The organism is Actinoplanes sp. NPDC048791 (assembly GCF_040650095.1).
In the GTDB taxonomy this organism is placed as follows: domain Bacteria; phylum Actinomycetota; class Actinomycetes; order Mycobacteriales; family Micromonosporaceae; genus Actinoplanes.
The window spans coordinates 1-13,104 of the sequence record NZ_JBEZGQ010000135.1; the positions used below are offsets into that span (position 1 = coordinate 1).

The 13,104-nt window shown below is 72.2% G+C and carries 14 protein-coding genes and 1 pseudogene; 5 read left to right on the plus strand and 10 right to left on the minus strand.

What is annotated here, in order from left to right; genetic code table 11:
• The 5 genes and pseudogenes from AB0C29_RS13145 to AB0C29_RS13165 all read right to left on the minus strand — a co-directional run.
• A pseudogene (locus AB0C29_RS13145) lies at window positions 1-607 on the minus strand (sensor histidine kinase); the annotation flags it as partial.
• Window positions 604-1,425 (minus strand): ABC transporter permease, encoded by an 822-nt coding sequence (locus AB0C29_RS13150; protein ID WP_360819477.1) that lies wholly within the window; start codon window positions 1,423-1,425, stop codon window positions 604-606. The pseudogene AB0C29_RS13145 and the gene AB0C29_RS13150, both read right to left, overlap by 4 nt.
• Entirely contained in the window at window positions 1,422-2,258 is an 837-nt protein-coding gene (locus AB0C29_RS13155) for an ABC transporter ATP-binding protein (protein ID WP_360819480.1), read from the minus strand. Before AB0C29_RS13155 ends, AB0C29_RS13150 begins: the two co-directional genes overlap by 4 nt.
• Before the next feature lie 108 nt (window positions 2,259-2,366).
• Window positions 2,367-3,134: an ABC transporter permease gene (locus AB0C29_RS13160; protein WP_360819483.1), complete on the minus strand. Its 768-nt coding sequence runs from the start codon at window positions 3,132-3,134 to the stop codon at window positions 2,367-2,369.
• Between the two features lie 34 nt (window positions 3,135-3,168).
• Window positions 3,169-4,083: an ABC transporter ATP-binding protein gene (locus AB0C29_RS13165; RefSeq protein WP_360819486.1), complete on the minus strand. Its 915-nt coding sequence runs from the start codon at window positions 4,081-4,083 to the stop codon at window positions 3,169-3,171.
• A 364-nt stretch (window positions 4,084-4,447) separates the two neighbouring features.
• Between AB0C29_RS13165 and rnhA the strand changes: the two genes are divergently transcribed.
• A complete protein-coding gene (gene rnhA, locus AB0C29_RS13170) occupies window positions 4,448-4,909 on the plus strand; it encodes a ribonuclease HI (RefSeq protein WP_360819489.1) in 462 nt (153 codons plus the stop codon).
• A 3-nt stretch (window positions 4,910-4,912) separates the two neighbouring features.
• Here the strand turns inward: rnhA and AB0C29_RS13175 are convergent, their stop codons facing one another.
• Window positions 4,913-5,344 carry a MarR family transcriptional regulator gene (locus AB0C29_RS13175; protein ID WP_360819492.1) on the minus strand — a complete coding sequence of 144 codons (432 nt, stop codon included), beginning with the start codon at window positions 5,342-5,344 and terminating at the stop codon, window positions 4,913-4,915.
• A gap of 52 nt (window positions 5,345-5,396) precedes the next feature.
• Here AB0C29_RS13175 and AB0C29_RS13180 point away from each other — a divergent pair, with 52 nt between their 5' ends.
• The 3 genes from AB0C29_RS13180 to AB0C29_RS13190 all read left to right on the plus strand — a co-directional run bounded on the left by AB0C29_RS13180 (window position 5,397) and on the right by AB0C29_RS13190 (window position 7,841).
• On the plus strand, window positions 5,397-6,002 hold the full coding sequence (locus AB0C29_RS13180; protein WP_360819494.1) for a TIGR03086 family metal-binding protein: 606 nt from the start codon (window positions 5,397-5,399) through the stop codon (window positions 6,000-6,002).
• A gap of 11 nt (window positions 6,003-6,013) precedes the next feature.
• The gene (locus AB0C29_RS13185; RefSeq protein ID WP_360819497.1) at window positions 6,014-7,195 is read left to right on the plus strand and encodes an epoxide hydrolase; all 1,182 of its coding nucleotides are present in this window, start codon (window positions 6,014-6,016) and stop codon (window positions 7,193-7,195) included.
• Between the two features lie 136 nt (window positions 7,196-7,331).
• On the plus strand, window positions 7,332-7,841 hold the full coding sequence (locus AB0C29_RS13190; RefSeq protein WP_360819500.1) for a carboxymuconolactone decarboxylase: 510 nt from the start codon (window positions 7,332-7,334) through the stop codon (window positions 7,839-7,841).
• On the opposite strand, the gene AB0C29_RS13195 is transcribed toward AB0C29_RS13190, so the two are convergent.
• The 3 genes from AB0C29_RS13195 to AB0C29_RS13205 are packed head-to-tail and all read right to left on the minus strand — an operon-like array spanning window position 7,838 to window position 9,051.
• Entirely contained in the window at window positions 7,838-8,419 is a 582-nt protein-coding gene (locus AB0C29_RS13195; RefSeq protein WP_360819503.1) for a GNAT family N-acetyltransferase, read from the minus strand. The two genes, AB0C29_RS13190 and AB0C29_RS13195, sit on opposite strands and share 4 nt — an antisense overlap.
• A gap of 14 nt (window positions 8,420-8,433) precedes the next feature.
• Window positions 8,434-8,805 (minus strand): MmcQ/YjbR family DNA-binding protein, encoded by a 372-nt coding sequence (locus AB0C29_RS13200; protein ID WP_360819506.1) that lies wholly within the window; start codon window positions 8,803-8,805, stop codon window positions 8,434-8,436.
• A gap of 39 nt (window positions 8,806-8,844) precedes the next feature.
• A complete protein-coding gene (locus tag AB0C29_RS13205) occupies window positions 8,845-9,051 on the minus strand; it encodes a hypothetical protein (protein ID WP_360552875.1) in 207 nt (68 codons plus the stop codon).
• A 1-nt stretch (window position 9,052) separates the two neighbouring features.
• On the opposite strand from AB0C29_RS13205, the gene AB0C29_RS13210 reads away from it, so the two are divergent.
• On the plus strand, window positions 9,053-9,772 hold the full coding sequence (locus tag AB0C29_RS13210) for a hypothetical protein (RefSeq protein ID WP_360819510.1): 720 nt from the start codon (window positions 9,053-9,055) through the stop codon (window positions 9,770-9,772).
• A 316-nt stretch (window positions 9,773-10,088) separates the two neighbouring features.
• On the opposite strand, the gene AB0C29_RS13215 is transcribed toward AB0C29_RS13210, so the two are convergent.
• Complete coding sequence (locus AB0C29_RS13215; RefSeq protein WP_360819512.1) at window positions 10,089-13,043, minus strand: LuxR C-terminal-related transcriptional regulator; 2,955 nt, start codon at window positions 13,041-13,043, stop codon at window positions 10,089-10,091.
• Window positions 13,044-13,104 lie beyond the last annotated feature (61 nt).

Consider the following 13,104-nt stretch of genomic DNA (forward strand, 5'->3'; position numbering starts at 1 on the left):
CGTGCCCCCCGCCGGCGCGCCGGGCCCGCTCGGCGGCGACGCCGGCCTCGTGCGAGAGCCGGGCCACCTCGGCGCGGCTGCTCTCCAGCTCGGCGATGAGTGCCGCCCGTTCCTTGCTCTGCTCGACCACCCGGTGGATCCACACCCCGAGCCAGACCGCGGCGGCCGACGTCGTGGCGGAGATCGGGGCGACGTGGGTGAGGAAGTACCAGTCGACCCCGTCGTCGGTGAGGGCGCCGACGAGCGGAAGCAGGTTGGCGCAGACGACCGCGACGACAGCCGGGCGGATCTCCAGCACCAGGAAGATCAGCGGGCAGAGCGCGAAGAGCAGGTAGCTGACGGTGGAGACCGCGACCGTGCCGACCGCGAAGACGACCAGCACGATCACGACGAACGGCAGGCCGGCCTGCCCGCGCCGCCCCCACAGCCCGTAGAGCAGGGCGATCACCGCGATGGCGCCGACCGCGACGGCCCGGCGCCCGGTGCCGGTCCCGGACTGGCCGAGCACCGCCGCCGCCACCGCGAGGGCGACGACGGCGTAGAAGGTCGCCCAGGCCCGGGAGTACCGCGCGATGGGCTCCCCCGGGCCGGCCGGCTGCTCGATCATGCGTCGCGGGTGTTGGTCCAGCGGAAGGTGATCAGGCACAGCACTGATCCGATCACACACCAGGCGAGCAGCACCAAGGCGATCCGGCCGTGCTCCCAGGCGCCGCCCGCCTCGAACCCGACCGCGGAGTCCGGCAGGAAGACCGACCGGAAGCCCTGGGCCATCCACTTCACCGGGAAGACCGACGCCACCGTGATCATCCAGCCGGGCAGCTGAGTGATCGGATGGATGAACACCCCGGACAGGAACTGGAGGGCGACCACCGGCACGTTGAGCACGGCTCCCGCGGTCCTCGCCGAACGGACCAGGGCGCTCGCGGCGATGCCGAGCAGCCCGCAGGCGATGACGGAGAGCACGAAGAGCCAGCCGAAGGTGAACCAGCGCCCGGCATCGGTGGGCAGCGGCAGATCGAAGAACAGCACCCCGACGCCGAGCAGCACGACGACCTCGGCGGCGGTCAGGACGGCAACCATGATCAGCTTGCCGAGGAAGTACGCGGTGGCGGTGACGGGCGTGCCCCGCAGCCGCTTGAGCGTGCCGTCCTCCCGGTCGGTGGCGATCCCGACGCCCATGGTGATGAACGCGGTGGCGACGACCCCGTACGCGATCATGCTGGCGGAGAAGACCCGGGCGGCGCTGAGCCCGGGGTGGTCGTAGTCGTCGGCGAAGATCGTGCCGAAGAGCAGCAGGAGCAGGGCGGGGAAGAGAAAACTGAAGATGACGGCGGTGCGGTCGCGGAAGAACTGCAGGATCTCGACCCAGCCCCGGCTGAGCCCCATCCGCGCGGTCGAGGGAAGGGCGGTGTCGGTGGTGGTCATCGCTGCTCTCCGATCAGGGTCAGGTAGGTGTCCTCGAGGCTGGGGCGGGTGACGGTCAGGCTGGTCAGGTCGACGCCGGCCGCGGTGAGCCGGGTGATCAGCGCGGCGGGGTCGGTGGTCTGCTCGGACTCCCGGCCGTTCGGCCCGGCCCACTCGACCGTGGCGCCGGCGCCGGCCCGGCCGCCGAGCGTGGCCGGGGTGCCCTCGGCCACCAGGGTGCCGGCGGCGATGACGGCCAGCCGGTCGGCGAGCGCCTCGGCCTCGTCGAGGTAGTGGGTGGTGAGCAGGATGGTGGTGCCCTCGGCGGCGAGCGCCCGGACCAGCTGCCAGAACTGCCGCCGCGCCTGCGGGTCGAAGCCGGTGGTGGGCTCGTCGAGGAACACGACCTCGGGCCGGCCGACGATGCCGAGCGCGACGTCGAGGCGGCGGCGCTGACCGCCGGACAGGGCCCGTACCTTGGTCCTGGCTTTGTCGGAGAGTCCGACCAGCTCGATGACCTCGGCGGCGGACCGCGGCCGGGGATAGAAGCCGGCGATGTGCCGGACGGTCTCGGCGACGGTGAGATCGGCGGCGTCGGTGGCCGACTGCAGCACGATGCCGATCCGGGCCCGCCAGGCCCGCCCGCCGGTGGCCGGATCCTGCCCGAGCACCCGGACGTCGCCGGAATCCCGCTTACGGTGCCCCTCGAGAATCTCCACGGTGGTGGTCTTCCCGGCGCCGTTGGGGCCGAGCAGGGCGAACACCTCACCGTGCGGAACGGAAAGATCAATACCCGCGACCGCGGGACGGGAGCCGTACGTCTTGCGGAGGCTGGTGACCTCGATCGCTGTCATGCATAGGAGCTTGTCGAAGGAAGGGGTCCGGCCGGGACGACCGCCCGGCTGTCACCCGGTGTCCACCGATCGACGGACAGCGCACCTCGCCCTGCCGGGATTGCCCCGTTACTCCCAGCGGAACTTGCGGGCGGCCGCGGTGAGCGCGACCGCGGCCCAGAGGGTGAGGCTGAGCCAGATGCTCGCCGGCACCGCGGTGCCGCTCGTGAGGGTGTCGCGCAGCGCTTCGGCGTGCGCCGCCAGCGGCAGCAGGAAGTGCCCGGCCGTGCCGAGGTCCGGCGCCGCGAACATGATCCCGCCCGCGGCCAGCATGAGCACATAGATCAGGGTGGCCGCGGCGGTGGTCGTCTCGGGCCGCAACACGCTGGCGATGAGCAGGGCCAGGCCACAGTAGGCAGCGGTGGCGAGCACGGTCACGCCGATGGCGGGCAGGACGTGGGAGAGCTCGGGCCGCCAGCCGACCACGACGCCGACCACAGCAAGGGCGAGCACCTGCAGCGCGACCAGGCAGAGGATCGCGGCGGTCTTGGAGAAGAGCAGGCCGGGGCGGGTCAGCGGGGAGGCCCCGAGGCGTTTCAGGACGCCGTAGCTGCGTTCGTAACCGGTGGTGATCGCCTGGCCGGTGAAGGCCGTCGACATCACCGTCAGGGCCAGCACGCCGGGGACGACAAAACCGAGGCGGTCGTCGCCGGGGACGTTGGTGGCGTTGGTCAGGCCGGCACCGAGCAGCACCAACAGGGGTACGCCCATGGCGAGCACCACGGCCTCACCACGGCGGGCGGTCAGCAGCAACTCCATGCGTACCTGCTGGCGGAGGATCGCCCGCATCGGCGCCCGGCCGGGGGCGGGAGTGAACGTGCCGGCGTCGGTGCTCATCGCCCAGCTCCAGGAATTGTCGCGGTCGGGCGGGTCATCGGGTGGCTCCGGCGGTCAGGGCCAGGTAGACGTCTTCCAGGGTGCGGCGGCGGGTGTTGACCGCGGTCACCTGGGCTCCGGCCGTGGCGAACCAGCCGAGCACCGCGGCGATGGCTTCGGTGTCGAGGGCGCCGGCGATCGCGTACTCGCCCGGGTTGTCCTCGGTGACCTTGGCGTCCAGGCGGGCGGCGAGGTCGGCGACCGGGAGGGCGGGGTCCGCGCGCACCTGGAGGAGGTCGATGCCGGCCGCGGCCGTGAGCTCCGCCGGCGTGCCGGTGGCGGCGACCACGCCGTTGTCCATGATGACCACGTGGTCGGCAAGGCTCTCGGCCTCGTCGAGCAGGTGCGTGGTGAGCAGGACCGAGACGCCGTCGGTGCGCAGGCTCTCGACGAGCTCCCAGGTGGTCTGGCGGGCGCCGACGTCCATGCCCGCGGTGGGCTCGTCGAGGAAGACCAGCTCGGGCCGGCCCACGAGCGCGACGGCCAGGGACAGCCGCTGCTGCTCGCCGCCGGAGAGCCGGCGGAACGTGGTCTTGGCGAACTTCCGCAGCCCGAGCCGGTCGAGCAGCATGTCGGTGTCGAGCGGATGCGCGGCGAAGGAGGCGAAGAGCCGGAGGATGTCACCGGCGGTCGCCCAGGGATAGACACCGCCGGACTGCAGCATGATGCCGAGCCGCGGCATCAGCTCGTCGTGATCGGCGACCGGGTCGAGCCCGAGCACCCGGGCGGACCCGGCGTCGGGCGCCCGGAAGCCCTCACAGACCTGGAGCAAGCTGGTCTTACCGGCGCCGTTGTTGCCGAGCAGGGCCAGGATCGCGCCGCGCGGCACGGTCAGCGAAACGCCGTCGACGGCAACGACATCGCCGTACTTCACGACGACGTCCTGCACCTCGACGGCTGCCTCACGCATGCCGAAACTGTACTGGCTGGCCGGTCCGCGGCTCCCGCCTGTCCACAGCGGTGTGGCCCAGGCCGCGCCGGGCCGGCCTCTTTCCGAGCGAGAACCGCAGGTCGCGGAGCGGCTGGTCGGCGGTGGTATGTGAGTGTTTCCGAACGGTTTGGCGGCGGGCGGACGATTCGCTACGCTGGTGCTGGGAGCGCTCCCACCGCTCTCGGGCACTGCGGGGGCAGGCCGCCGGTCCGGTACCGGTTCCCCCCGGCAAGCCTGCGGCGTCACGCAGGCACCGGATCGGCGGCCTGACGCTCACTCGATGCGGTGGGAGCCTCCCGCTCTGCTGCCCTCCCGGCTTGAGCCGGTCGGTAGGGTGCTGCGCATGACTGGCTCGGCCACTGCGGTGGAGATCTACACCGACGGCGCCTGTATCCCCAATCCCGGACCCGGCGGCTGGGGTGCCGTGCTGCGCTGGGGCTCCAGCGAGAAGGACCTCTGCGGCGGCGAGGCCTCCTCCACGACCAACAACCGGATGGAGCTCATGGCCCCCATCCAGGCGCTGGAGAGCTTGACCCGCGCGCCGCTGGCCGTGCTGCTCTACACCGACAGCATCTACGTGCGGGACGGCATCACGAAGTGGATGCCCCGCTGGAAGGCCAACGGCTGGCTCACCTCGGCCAAGCAGCCGGTCAAGAACGTCGACCTGTGGCAGCGCCTCGAAGCGGCCGTGTCCCGGCACGACGTGCAGTGGCACTGGGTCAAGGGCCACGCCGGTCATCCCGAGAACGAGCGCGCCGACCGGCTCGCCGCGCGCGGCCTGCAGGAAGCCATCGCTGCCCGCTGAGCACTAGCTCACCTCAGGGCTCAACTGCTGGAGAACCCGCAGGAAGACCCGCTTGTCCGCCGACGTCAGCCCGCCCAGCAACTGCTCCTCGGCGGCCCGGATGCCGGTTCTCACGGACGCGTACAGCTGCCGACCGGCCGGCGTCAGCCGCAGCAGCCGTACCCGTCGGTCCTCGGGGTCCGGCTCGCGCTCGATCAGAGCGCGTTCCTGCAGCTCGTCGAGGGTCCCGATGATCCGGGTCTTGTCCGCGCCGATGGCGCGCGCGAGCGCCGCCTGGGTGCGCATCGGCTCGTCGGCCAGGGCGCTGAGCACGACGTAGCCCCACATCGACACGTCGTGAGCGGCGAGCACCGGCCGCTCGGCCGCGATCAGCGCGCGGCCGAGCCGCACGACCATCGCGCCGAGATCGGGTCGGTCGCGGTCCGGGTCGGGCACGGCCGAGAACATACACCTTGACAAATCATGTACGCCCGCAGATCGTAAGCACATGCATACTATTGACCTCCTCGCCACCCACGCGCGAGCTGTCCGGGCGACCGTGCCGATCGTCGCGCGGGTCCGGCCGCCGGACTTGTCACTGCCGACGCCGTGCGCGGAATGGAACCTCGGCCACCTGCTCGCCCACATGATCGCCCAGCACCGCGGTTTCGCCGCAGCAGCCGCAGGCCACGGCGGTGATCTCGACCTCTGGCAGCCCCGCCCGCCGGACGACGACGTCACCCGTGAGTACGCGGAAGCAGCCGAGTCCGTCATCGCGGCGTTCGCCCGACCAGACGTGGCCGAACGCGGCTTCCTGCTGCCCGAGATCACGCCACAGCCGATTCCCGGCCGGCTCGCGATCGGGTTTCACCTCGTCGACTACGTCGTGCACGGCTGGGACGTCGCGCGGACGCTCGGCATCGCGTACGAGTTGCCGCCGGACGTGCTCGCCGCGGCCCTGCCCATCGCGGAGGCCGTGCCCGCCGGCGAAGCCCGGCTGGCGCCCGGAGCGGCCTTCGCGCCGCCGCTTCCGGACCCCGGTCAGGATCCGCTGGATCGCATCCTCGCCCTGCTCGGACGCGATCCGGGCCAGAATGTCGTACCGCGCCGCTAGCGTCCCGGACCATGAATCAGCGGTCGTCCGGGATGATCACGCCCTTCGCGATCAGGGCCGGTGACGAGGCCCTCGCCGACCTGCGGGAGCGGCTACGGCGGACGCGCTGGCCCGAGCCGGCCACCGCCGGCGGCTGGGCGCAGGGGGTGCCACTGGCGGAGCTGCAGGCGCTCTGCGGCTATTGGGCCGATGGTTACGACTGGCCGGCGGCCGAGGCCCGGCTCAACCGGATGCCCCAGTTCCGGACGACCGTCGACGGCCTCGGCATCCACTTCGGGCATGCCCGGTCGCCGCATCCCGAAGCCGTGCCGCTGGTGCTCACGCACGGCTGGCCGGGCTCGATCGCCGAGTTCACCAAGGTGATCGGCCCGCTCACCGATCCGGTCGCGCACGGCGGCGAGGCGACGGACGCCTTCCACGTGGTGTGTCCATCCTTGCCGGGGTACGGGTTCAGCGACCGTCCCGCCGAACCGGGCTGGACAGTGGAACGGACAGCCGCGGCCTGGGTGCAGCTCATGGAGCGACTGGGCTATCCGCGTTTCGTGGCCGCGGGTCACGACTGGGGCACCAGCATCAGCACGAGCATCGCCCAGCAGCATCCCGAGCAGGTCCTGGGCATCCACGTCATGCCCCCACTGGTGGCGCCGGACCCGGCGACGTTCGAAGCGCTCACCAAGGCGGAGGTGGCGGCCCTGCGCGACCTCGAAGCCTCGGGCGACAGCGGCGACGGCTACTCACTGGAGCAGTCGACGAGGCCGCAGACCATCGGCTACGGGCTGGTCGACTCGCCGGCCGCGCTGGCCGCCTGGATCATCGAGAAGTTCCAGGCCTGGACGGACTGCGACGGTGACCTGTCCACGGTGCTCACCCGAGACGAGCTGCTCGACAATCTGACGCTCTACTGGCTCCCCGGGACTGGCGCCTCGGCGGCCAGGCTCTACTGGGAGAGCTTCCGGGCAGTTCAGGCGCGGTTCCGCACCGGCACCACGGACGTGGTCGAGGTGCCGACGGCCTGCTCGGTGTTCCCGAAGGAGAACCCGCGACCGTCGCGCCGGTGGGCCGAGAAGCGTTTCCGGGACATCCGCTACTGGGGCGAGCCGGCCCGGGGCGGGCACTTCGCGGCCTTCGAGCAGCCGGCGCTGTTCGTCGCGGAGCTGCGGGCCGGATGGCGGGCGATGCGGCTGGGCGGCTGATCGCTCTGCGCAGGCCGCGGCGTCCCGGGCCTCACCGAATCGCCGGTGCGCAGGCCGCGGGCCATCGGGCGAACGGTCGCGGAGAGCAGCCGGAGGCTCCCTGGACACGCCGCCGCGCGCACAGGACGATGGGCGCGTGCCGCACATCAACCTGCCCGAACTGCCCGGCATGGTCGGGCTCCTGGTCCAATATCCGCACACTGCGGGCCCACTCAACGGCCTGGCCGATGCGCTGCTGCGGGGCCCGTCACCCCTGACGCCCGGCGAGCGGGAGACGATCGCCGCGTACGTCTCGAGCCGCAACGAGTGCACGTACTGCAGTGGGATCCACGGCGCGGTCGCCGCCCACCTGCTGCACCAGGAGGGCAAGACGGCCGAGCACGCGCAGACCGATCAGAAGATGCAGGCCCTGTTGTCGATCGCGGAGAAGGTACGGGTCGACGGCCGCAGCGTCAGCCCCGCGGACATCGACCTTGCCCGCGAGCACGGTGCCGACGACAAGACCATCCACGACACGGTGCTGATCGCGGCGGCCTTCTCGATGTTCAACCGCTACGTCGACGGTCTGGCCACCCTCGCCCCGCAGGAGCCCGAGGTGTACGCCCAGCACGCCAAGAACTTGGCCGAGGGTGGCTACCTCCGCTAGGGACGGGCGGCTTGCCACTCGGCGCGGGTCAGGGCGTACTCCACGTCACCCTGCTCGTCGCCGGGGATCCGCTCGGGCCAGTCCTGATGGAACGTGCGGACGTAGCGCAGGCCTGCCTTCTCCATGACGCGCCGCGAGCCGAGGTTCACGGCCAACGTCTCGGCGTAGACCCGTTCGACGCCGAGCTCGGTGAAGCCCTTGTGGATCAGCGCGACGCTGCCCTCGGTCGCGTAGCCCCTGCCCCAGAACTCGCGACGCAGGCGATAGCCCAGCTCAACCCCGGAGCCGGCGTCACCACCGGCGGGCGGGCCGTCCGGGCGCGCCCGGAAGTGAAACCAGCCGGCGAAGCGCCCGGATGCCTGCTCGACGGCGGCCCAGAAGCCGAACTGCTCGCCCCGCTCGTAATACGCCAGCCAGAACGGAAGCACCACGTCCCGGACCACTTCGAGCGGCGTCGCGCGGCCGCCCGTCAGGTAGCGCATCACGGCGGGATCGCTGTCCAGCTCGACGATGTGGCCGACATCGTCCGCGGTGAACTGGCGCAGCACCAGCCGCTCCGTCTCCAGGTAGACGCCCACGACCCCATCCTGACCTAACGGCTGGCCGGCGGGTCGGCGTCGGGCAGGCCGGCGACGTAGGCCGCGGCCACCCGCTTCGGCACCACCATGCGCCAGGCGTCGATCACCAGCTCCTCCATCTGGCGGTGGTCGAGCTCCGCCAGCCAGGCCTGGACCCACCGGAAGCGCATGTCGGTCGCCTTCGGCAGGTGGAAGACCTTCGGCTGGGACGCCACCAGGGACTCGCGCTCCTCCTTGGGGAAGCCGAAGCCCATGACTGTCTCATCGCGGGAGAACGCCACATAGACGATCTGTCCCACCCGGAACTTCACCCGGTCGTAGATCAGGTGCTCGGTAGTGCGGGGCAGCCGCAGGGCGACCTCGCGGACCTCCTGGACGGTGACCATGGCGCACCCTAACGCCGGGCTGTGACATTTCCCGGCGGGTCACGACTGGCGGGGGCGGGGCACCGACGGGGGCAGGCGGGTGGTGTCCTCGGAATCGTCGTCGTCGAGGATCGCCTCGCGCACCTTCGCCCGGGCGACGCGGTCCGGCGTCAGGCGGTAGGTGGGGGCCCGGACGAGTTCGTCGGGCACGAGGTGGCGGCCGCCGCCGGCGCTCTCGGTCTGGCCGGCGGAGGACGAGCGCCGCACGGTGGCCGACGGCGAGCCCTTTCCCGCGCTCGGCGATTCCGCCCCGGTGGGAGGCGAGCCCTCCTCCGCGAGCGGTGAACCCGTCGCTCCAGGGATTGAGCCCACCGCCGCGCTCGGTGAACCCGGCAACGAGCCTGCCGTGCGGGATGAACCCGGCGCTGCAGGCGAAGAGCTCGCCGTGCGGGGTGAACCCGGCGCTGCAGGCGAAGAGCTCGCCGTGCGGGGTGAACCCGGCCCCGCAAACGAGGATTCACGGCCGGCGGAAGGTGAGCTCGGACCCGCAACCGATGCGCCAGGCCCGCCGGCAGGCGAACTCTCCCCCAGGGCCGACGAACCCGTCTCGACGACCGGCGGATTCTTGCCGGAGCTTGATGAGCTCTTCGCCGCGGGAGACGGGCCCTTCCCCGTGGCGAAGGGACTGTTCCCCTGGCGCGGGGAGCTGTTCCGCGCAGGACCGGAGCCGTGCGCCAGCGGCGAAACCGTAGTAGGCGCCGGGAAACCGAAAGCGGCGGCTGAATCGGTCGCCGAGGGGGAGGCCGGCCACGGCGAGCCGGCGAGCGGACCCGACGAGGAAGCGGCCGGCGACGCCGAGCGGGACGAAGAGGAGGCGGAGCGGGACGAGCCGGCAGCAGCGCGGGCCGGGGAGCTGACGGCGGCCGGACGAAGATCTGGAGGCGGCGGCGTCACAGACGACGAGGCGGGCAGCAGAATCACCGACTGATCAGCTCGGGACGCGACGGCCGGCGACACGACCGCCGTACCGCGGACCGCCCGCCGGGGGCCGATCAACCGCGCCGCCAGGCTGAACACGCTGCGGGTCGCTGTGTCGTATCCGTCCCGGTAGGCCTCGTCGCGGTCCAGGACTGTGCGGTACCACTGGTGCAGGCGGCCGGCGGCGTATCCCACGCAGGCCGTGAACGCGGCCAGCAGTGTGATCAGGAGTGCGTCGTTTCCGGGCGCGGTCATGAACCGATTCTTGCCAAGGTATAGACCACTAGCTATAGCCCGTTCGACGTACCCCGATCGGTCGACAATCGTCAGCTATGTGTCGCAGCCCACGTCGCGATCTGGGCCCGGCGGGACGCCGAAAGCTTGGTCAAGATGTGCTCGACGTGCGCCGATACGGTTTTGGGCGAGATCGACAGCGCCGCGGCGATCTCGCGGTTGGTGGCGCCCTCCCCGATCAGGCCCGCCACCTCCCGCTCCCGCGCGGTGAGCTGCGGCAGGTTCGCACCCGACGGTCCCGGCCCAGACAGCGACGCACGCGACACGTCGCCGGCAGTCGCCGACGAAAGGGGCCGCTCAGGGGCAGCCACGGGCAGATTCCGCGACCCCGGCGCAGCCGCCGACGGACGCGACCACTCAACAGCAGACCCGGACGGACCAGACCGATCACCGGCAGCAGACCCGGACGCACCAGACCGGCCAAAGGCAGCCCGGGACGGCGTAAGCCGATCAAGAGCAGAGCCGGACGACGTAAGCCGACCAAGAGCAGAGCCGGACGACGTAAGCCGATCATGGGCAGTCACGGAGTGAGCAGGCCGATCACGGGCAACGGCGGACGGCGGCGAAGCGGCACCAGCAGGAATCAACACCACCGCCCCAGCCGCTTCAGCCTCCGCGGTCGCCTGGGCCGACAACCGCGCAGCATCCCCCGGCCGCCGCGACCGGTACGCACACCGCGCCTGATCAGCCACCGCCTGCGTACCCTCCCAGAACCGCCGCCGCCCCCGCCAGAACTCAGCCGCCCGCTCCAGTTCGACCCGCGCCTTCCCGGTCTGCCCCTCATGCAGATGCACCAGCCCGGCCCCATGATCAAGCGCCCCGAGCGTCCCCGGGATCTCCCGGTCCCGCAGCAGCTCCCCGGTGCGCCGCAGCCAGTCCCGCGCCCCGGTCAGGTCCTGTTTCGCCAGGTAAGCCCGCACCCCCGTCACCACGTACGGGAACGCATAAGCCGCATCCCGCACCTTGGCCGAAGCCTCGTAGCCGCGCTCGCACCACTCGATCGCCTCGGCCGGCTCGCCACGCAGCAGAGCGATCGACGCCAGGCCCCACCACGCCGGTGAGATGCGCTGGAGCTCCCCCATCGCTTGCCCGAGCGCCGCCGCCTCGCGCATGTAGTCATCGGCCGAGTCGAACGATCCCCGGCCCAGGGCCACATAGCCCAGCACGTGCAGCGCCGTGATCCGGGTGGTGATGCCCTGGCCGTCGGCCAGCGCCCGGGTGGCCCCCGCCTCGGCCGCCGGCCACGCCCCCTCGGCCCAGTCCACATGGGCCAGGTGCGCCGCCATGTAGTGCCGGTCGTTGAAGCGTTCCACCGAGTCCGCGTACTCGATGCCCTCGCTCAGCCATGACCGGGCCAGGTCGTACTCGACCAGCACCGACGCCGACGAGCCGATCATCCGGTAGCCGCGGGCGGCCTCCGCTTCCAGCCCGCCGCGGCGGGCCCGGCCGATCGCGTTCGCCAGCATCTGCCAGCCTTCGTGCATGCGGCCGGCGAAGACCAGGATCGAGCCGAGCGTGCCGCCGAGGTGGCAGCGCAGCGGATGATCACAGTCCTCCACCTTGAACGCCTCGGCCAGCACTCCCACCTCGGTGGCTTCCTCGAGCCGCCGGTCCAGCATGTAGGCCGCGGCCAGCGCCGCGTGCAGCCCGGCGCGGATCTCCTGGGCCGGCTCGTCGTCGCGTGACGCGATCAGGTCCAGGCCGTCGCGCAGCAGCCCGGTGCGTTCCTGCAGGCCCGCGCCGAGCAGATGCAGGACCGCGGCGAGTTGCGGTGCGACGGCGGCCGCGCTGAGCGCGTCCCCGGCCTCCAGACGCATCCGGTACGCCGTGAGCAGCCTCTCCGCGGCCTCACTGTTCTCGTCGACCGCCGCGAGTTCGCCACCCAGCGCGGTCAGCAACGCCGTCGACTCGTCCACCGGGAGGCCGGCCGGCGCTGTCCGCAACGCCCGCCGGTACAGCTCGACGGCCTCGCGGTGCGCGGACATGCGTACTGCCGCGGCCGCCGCGGTCAGCGCGTGCCGGTGGGCCTCGGCCGGGCGGTGTGCGCGTTCGTACTGGTCGCTCACGAAGGCGTCGGACAGCCCGGCCGCGAGCGCCGCCTCGGCTGCCCGGGCGTGCAGCTCGCGGCGCCGGAGCGGGGGCAGGTCGGCGTGCAGCGCGTCGCGGATCAGGGCGTGGCGGAAGTCGTACGTGAACCCGTCGGCGTGCGGCTGGACGAAGAAACGCTCGGCCAGTTCGCGCAGGCCGTCGTCGATCGTGTCCGGGCGTTCGCCGGTGATCGCGGTCAGCAGGTCCACGTCGAAGGAGCGGCCGATCACCGACGCCGTGCCGGCCAGTGACCGGGCGGCCGCGCTCAACGACGCCGCCCGGGCCAGCACCGCCTCGGCGAGCGTGTCCGGCAGAGCCGTCTCCGCGTCGACCGTGGCCAGGAACTCCTCGACGTGCAGCGGAATCCCGTCGCTGCGGGCGAAGATCGCGCCGGTCACCGTGGCGGGCAGGATGCGGTCGGAGATCGCGGTGGCCAGCGCCGCGGTGTCCGCCGGGCTCAGCCGGGACAGGCGGGCCTCCTCGGCGTGCCGCTGGTTGAGCAGCCGGGTGCGCCACTCCCGCATCGGGACCCGCGGGTACAGCTCGTCGCTGCGGTACGTGCCGACGATCAGCAACGGCAGGCCGGGCAGCCGGTGGGCGAGCCGGGCCAGCGTCTGCAGGGTCACGTCGTCCGCCCAGTGCAGGTCCTCCAGCGTGATCAGCACCGGCTGCGGTCCCGCGCCGGCCTCGGCGAGCGCGTCGGCCAGGCCGGTCACCAGCAGACGACGCTGGCGGTGGCTGTCGCCCTCGTGGGACCGGCGGAGGAGCTCTGCTGTGCGCGTACCGAAAGAAGAGAGTGCGTCCGTGATCAGCCCGGCGGCGACGTCGGCGTCCGCCGGGAAGGCGGCCGCGCCGACCACCGTGAAACCGCTCGCCGCGGCCCGGCCGGGTCCCGCCACAGCCCGTTGGTCACCCAGACGGCGAGCGCCAGGGCGATCACGGCGACGATCGGCTTGCCGT

Coding starts and splice junctions, on each gene's coding strand:
- AB0C29_RS13150 (WP_360819477.1), bottom strand. CDS start 1,425: ATGACCACCACCGACACCGCCCTTCCCTCGACCGCGCGGATGGGGCTC.
- AB0C29_RS13155 (WP_360819480.1), bottom strand. CDS start 2,258: ATGACAGCGATCGAGGTCACCAGCCTCCGCAAGACGTACGGCTCCCGT.
- AB0C29_RS13160 (WP_360819483.1), bottom strand. CDS start 3,134: ATGAGCACCGACGCCGGCACGTTCACTCCCGCCCCCGGCCGGGCGCCG.
- AB0C29_RS13165 (WP_360819486.1), bottom strand. CDS start 4,083: ATGCGTGAGGCAGCCGTCGAGGTGCAGGACGTCGTCGTGAAGTACGGC.
- rnhA (WP_360819489.1), top strand. CDS start 4,448: ATGACTGGCTCGGCCACTGCGGTGGAGATCTACACCGACGGCGCCTGT.
- AB0C29_RS13180 (WP_360819494.1), top strand. CDS start 5,397: ATGCATACTATTGACCTCCTCGCCACCCACGCGCGAGCTGTCCGGGCG.
- AB0C29_RS13185 (WP_360819497.1), top strand. CDS start 6,014: ATGAATCAGCGGTCGTCCGGGATGATCACGCCCTTCGCGATCAGGGCC.
- AB0C29_RS13200 (WP_360819506.1), bottom strand. CDS start 8,805: ATGGTCACCGTCCAGGAGGTCCGCGAGGTCGCCCTGCGGCTGCCCCGC.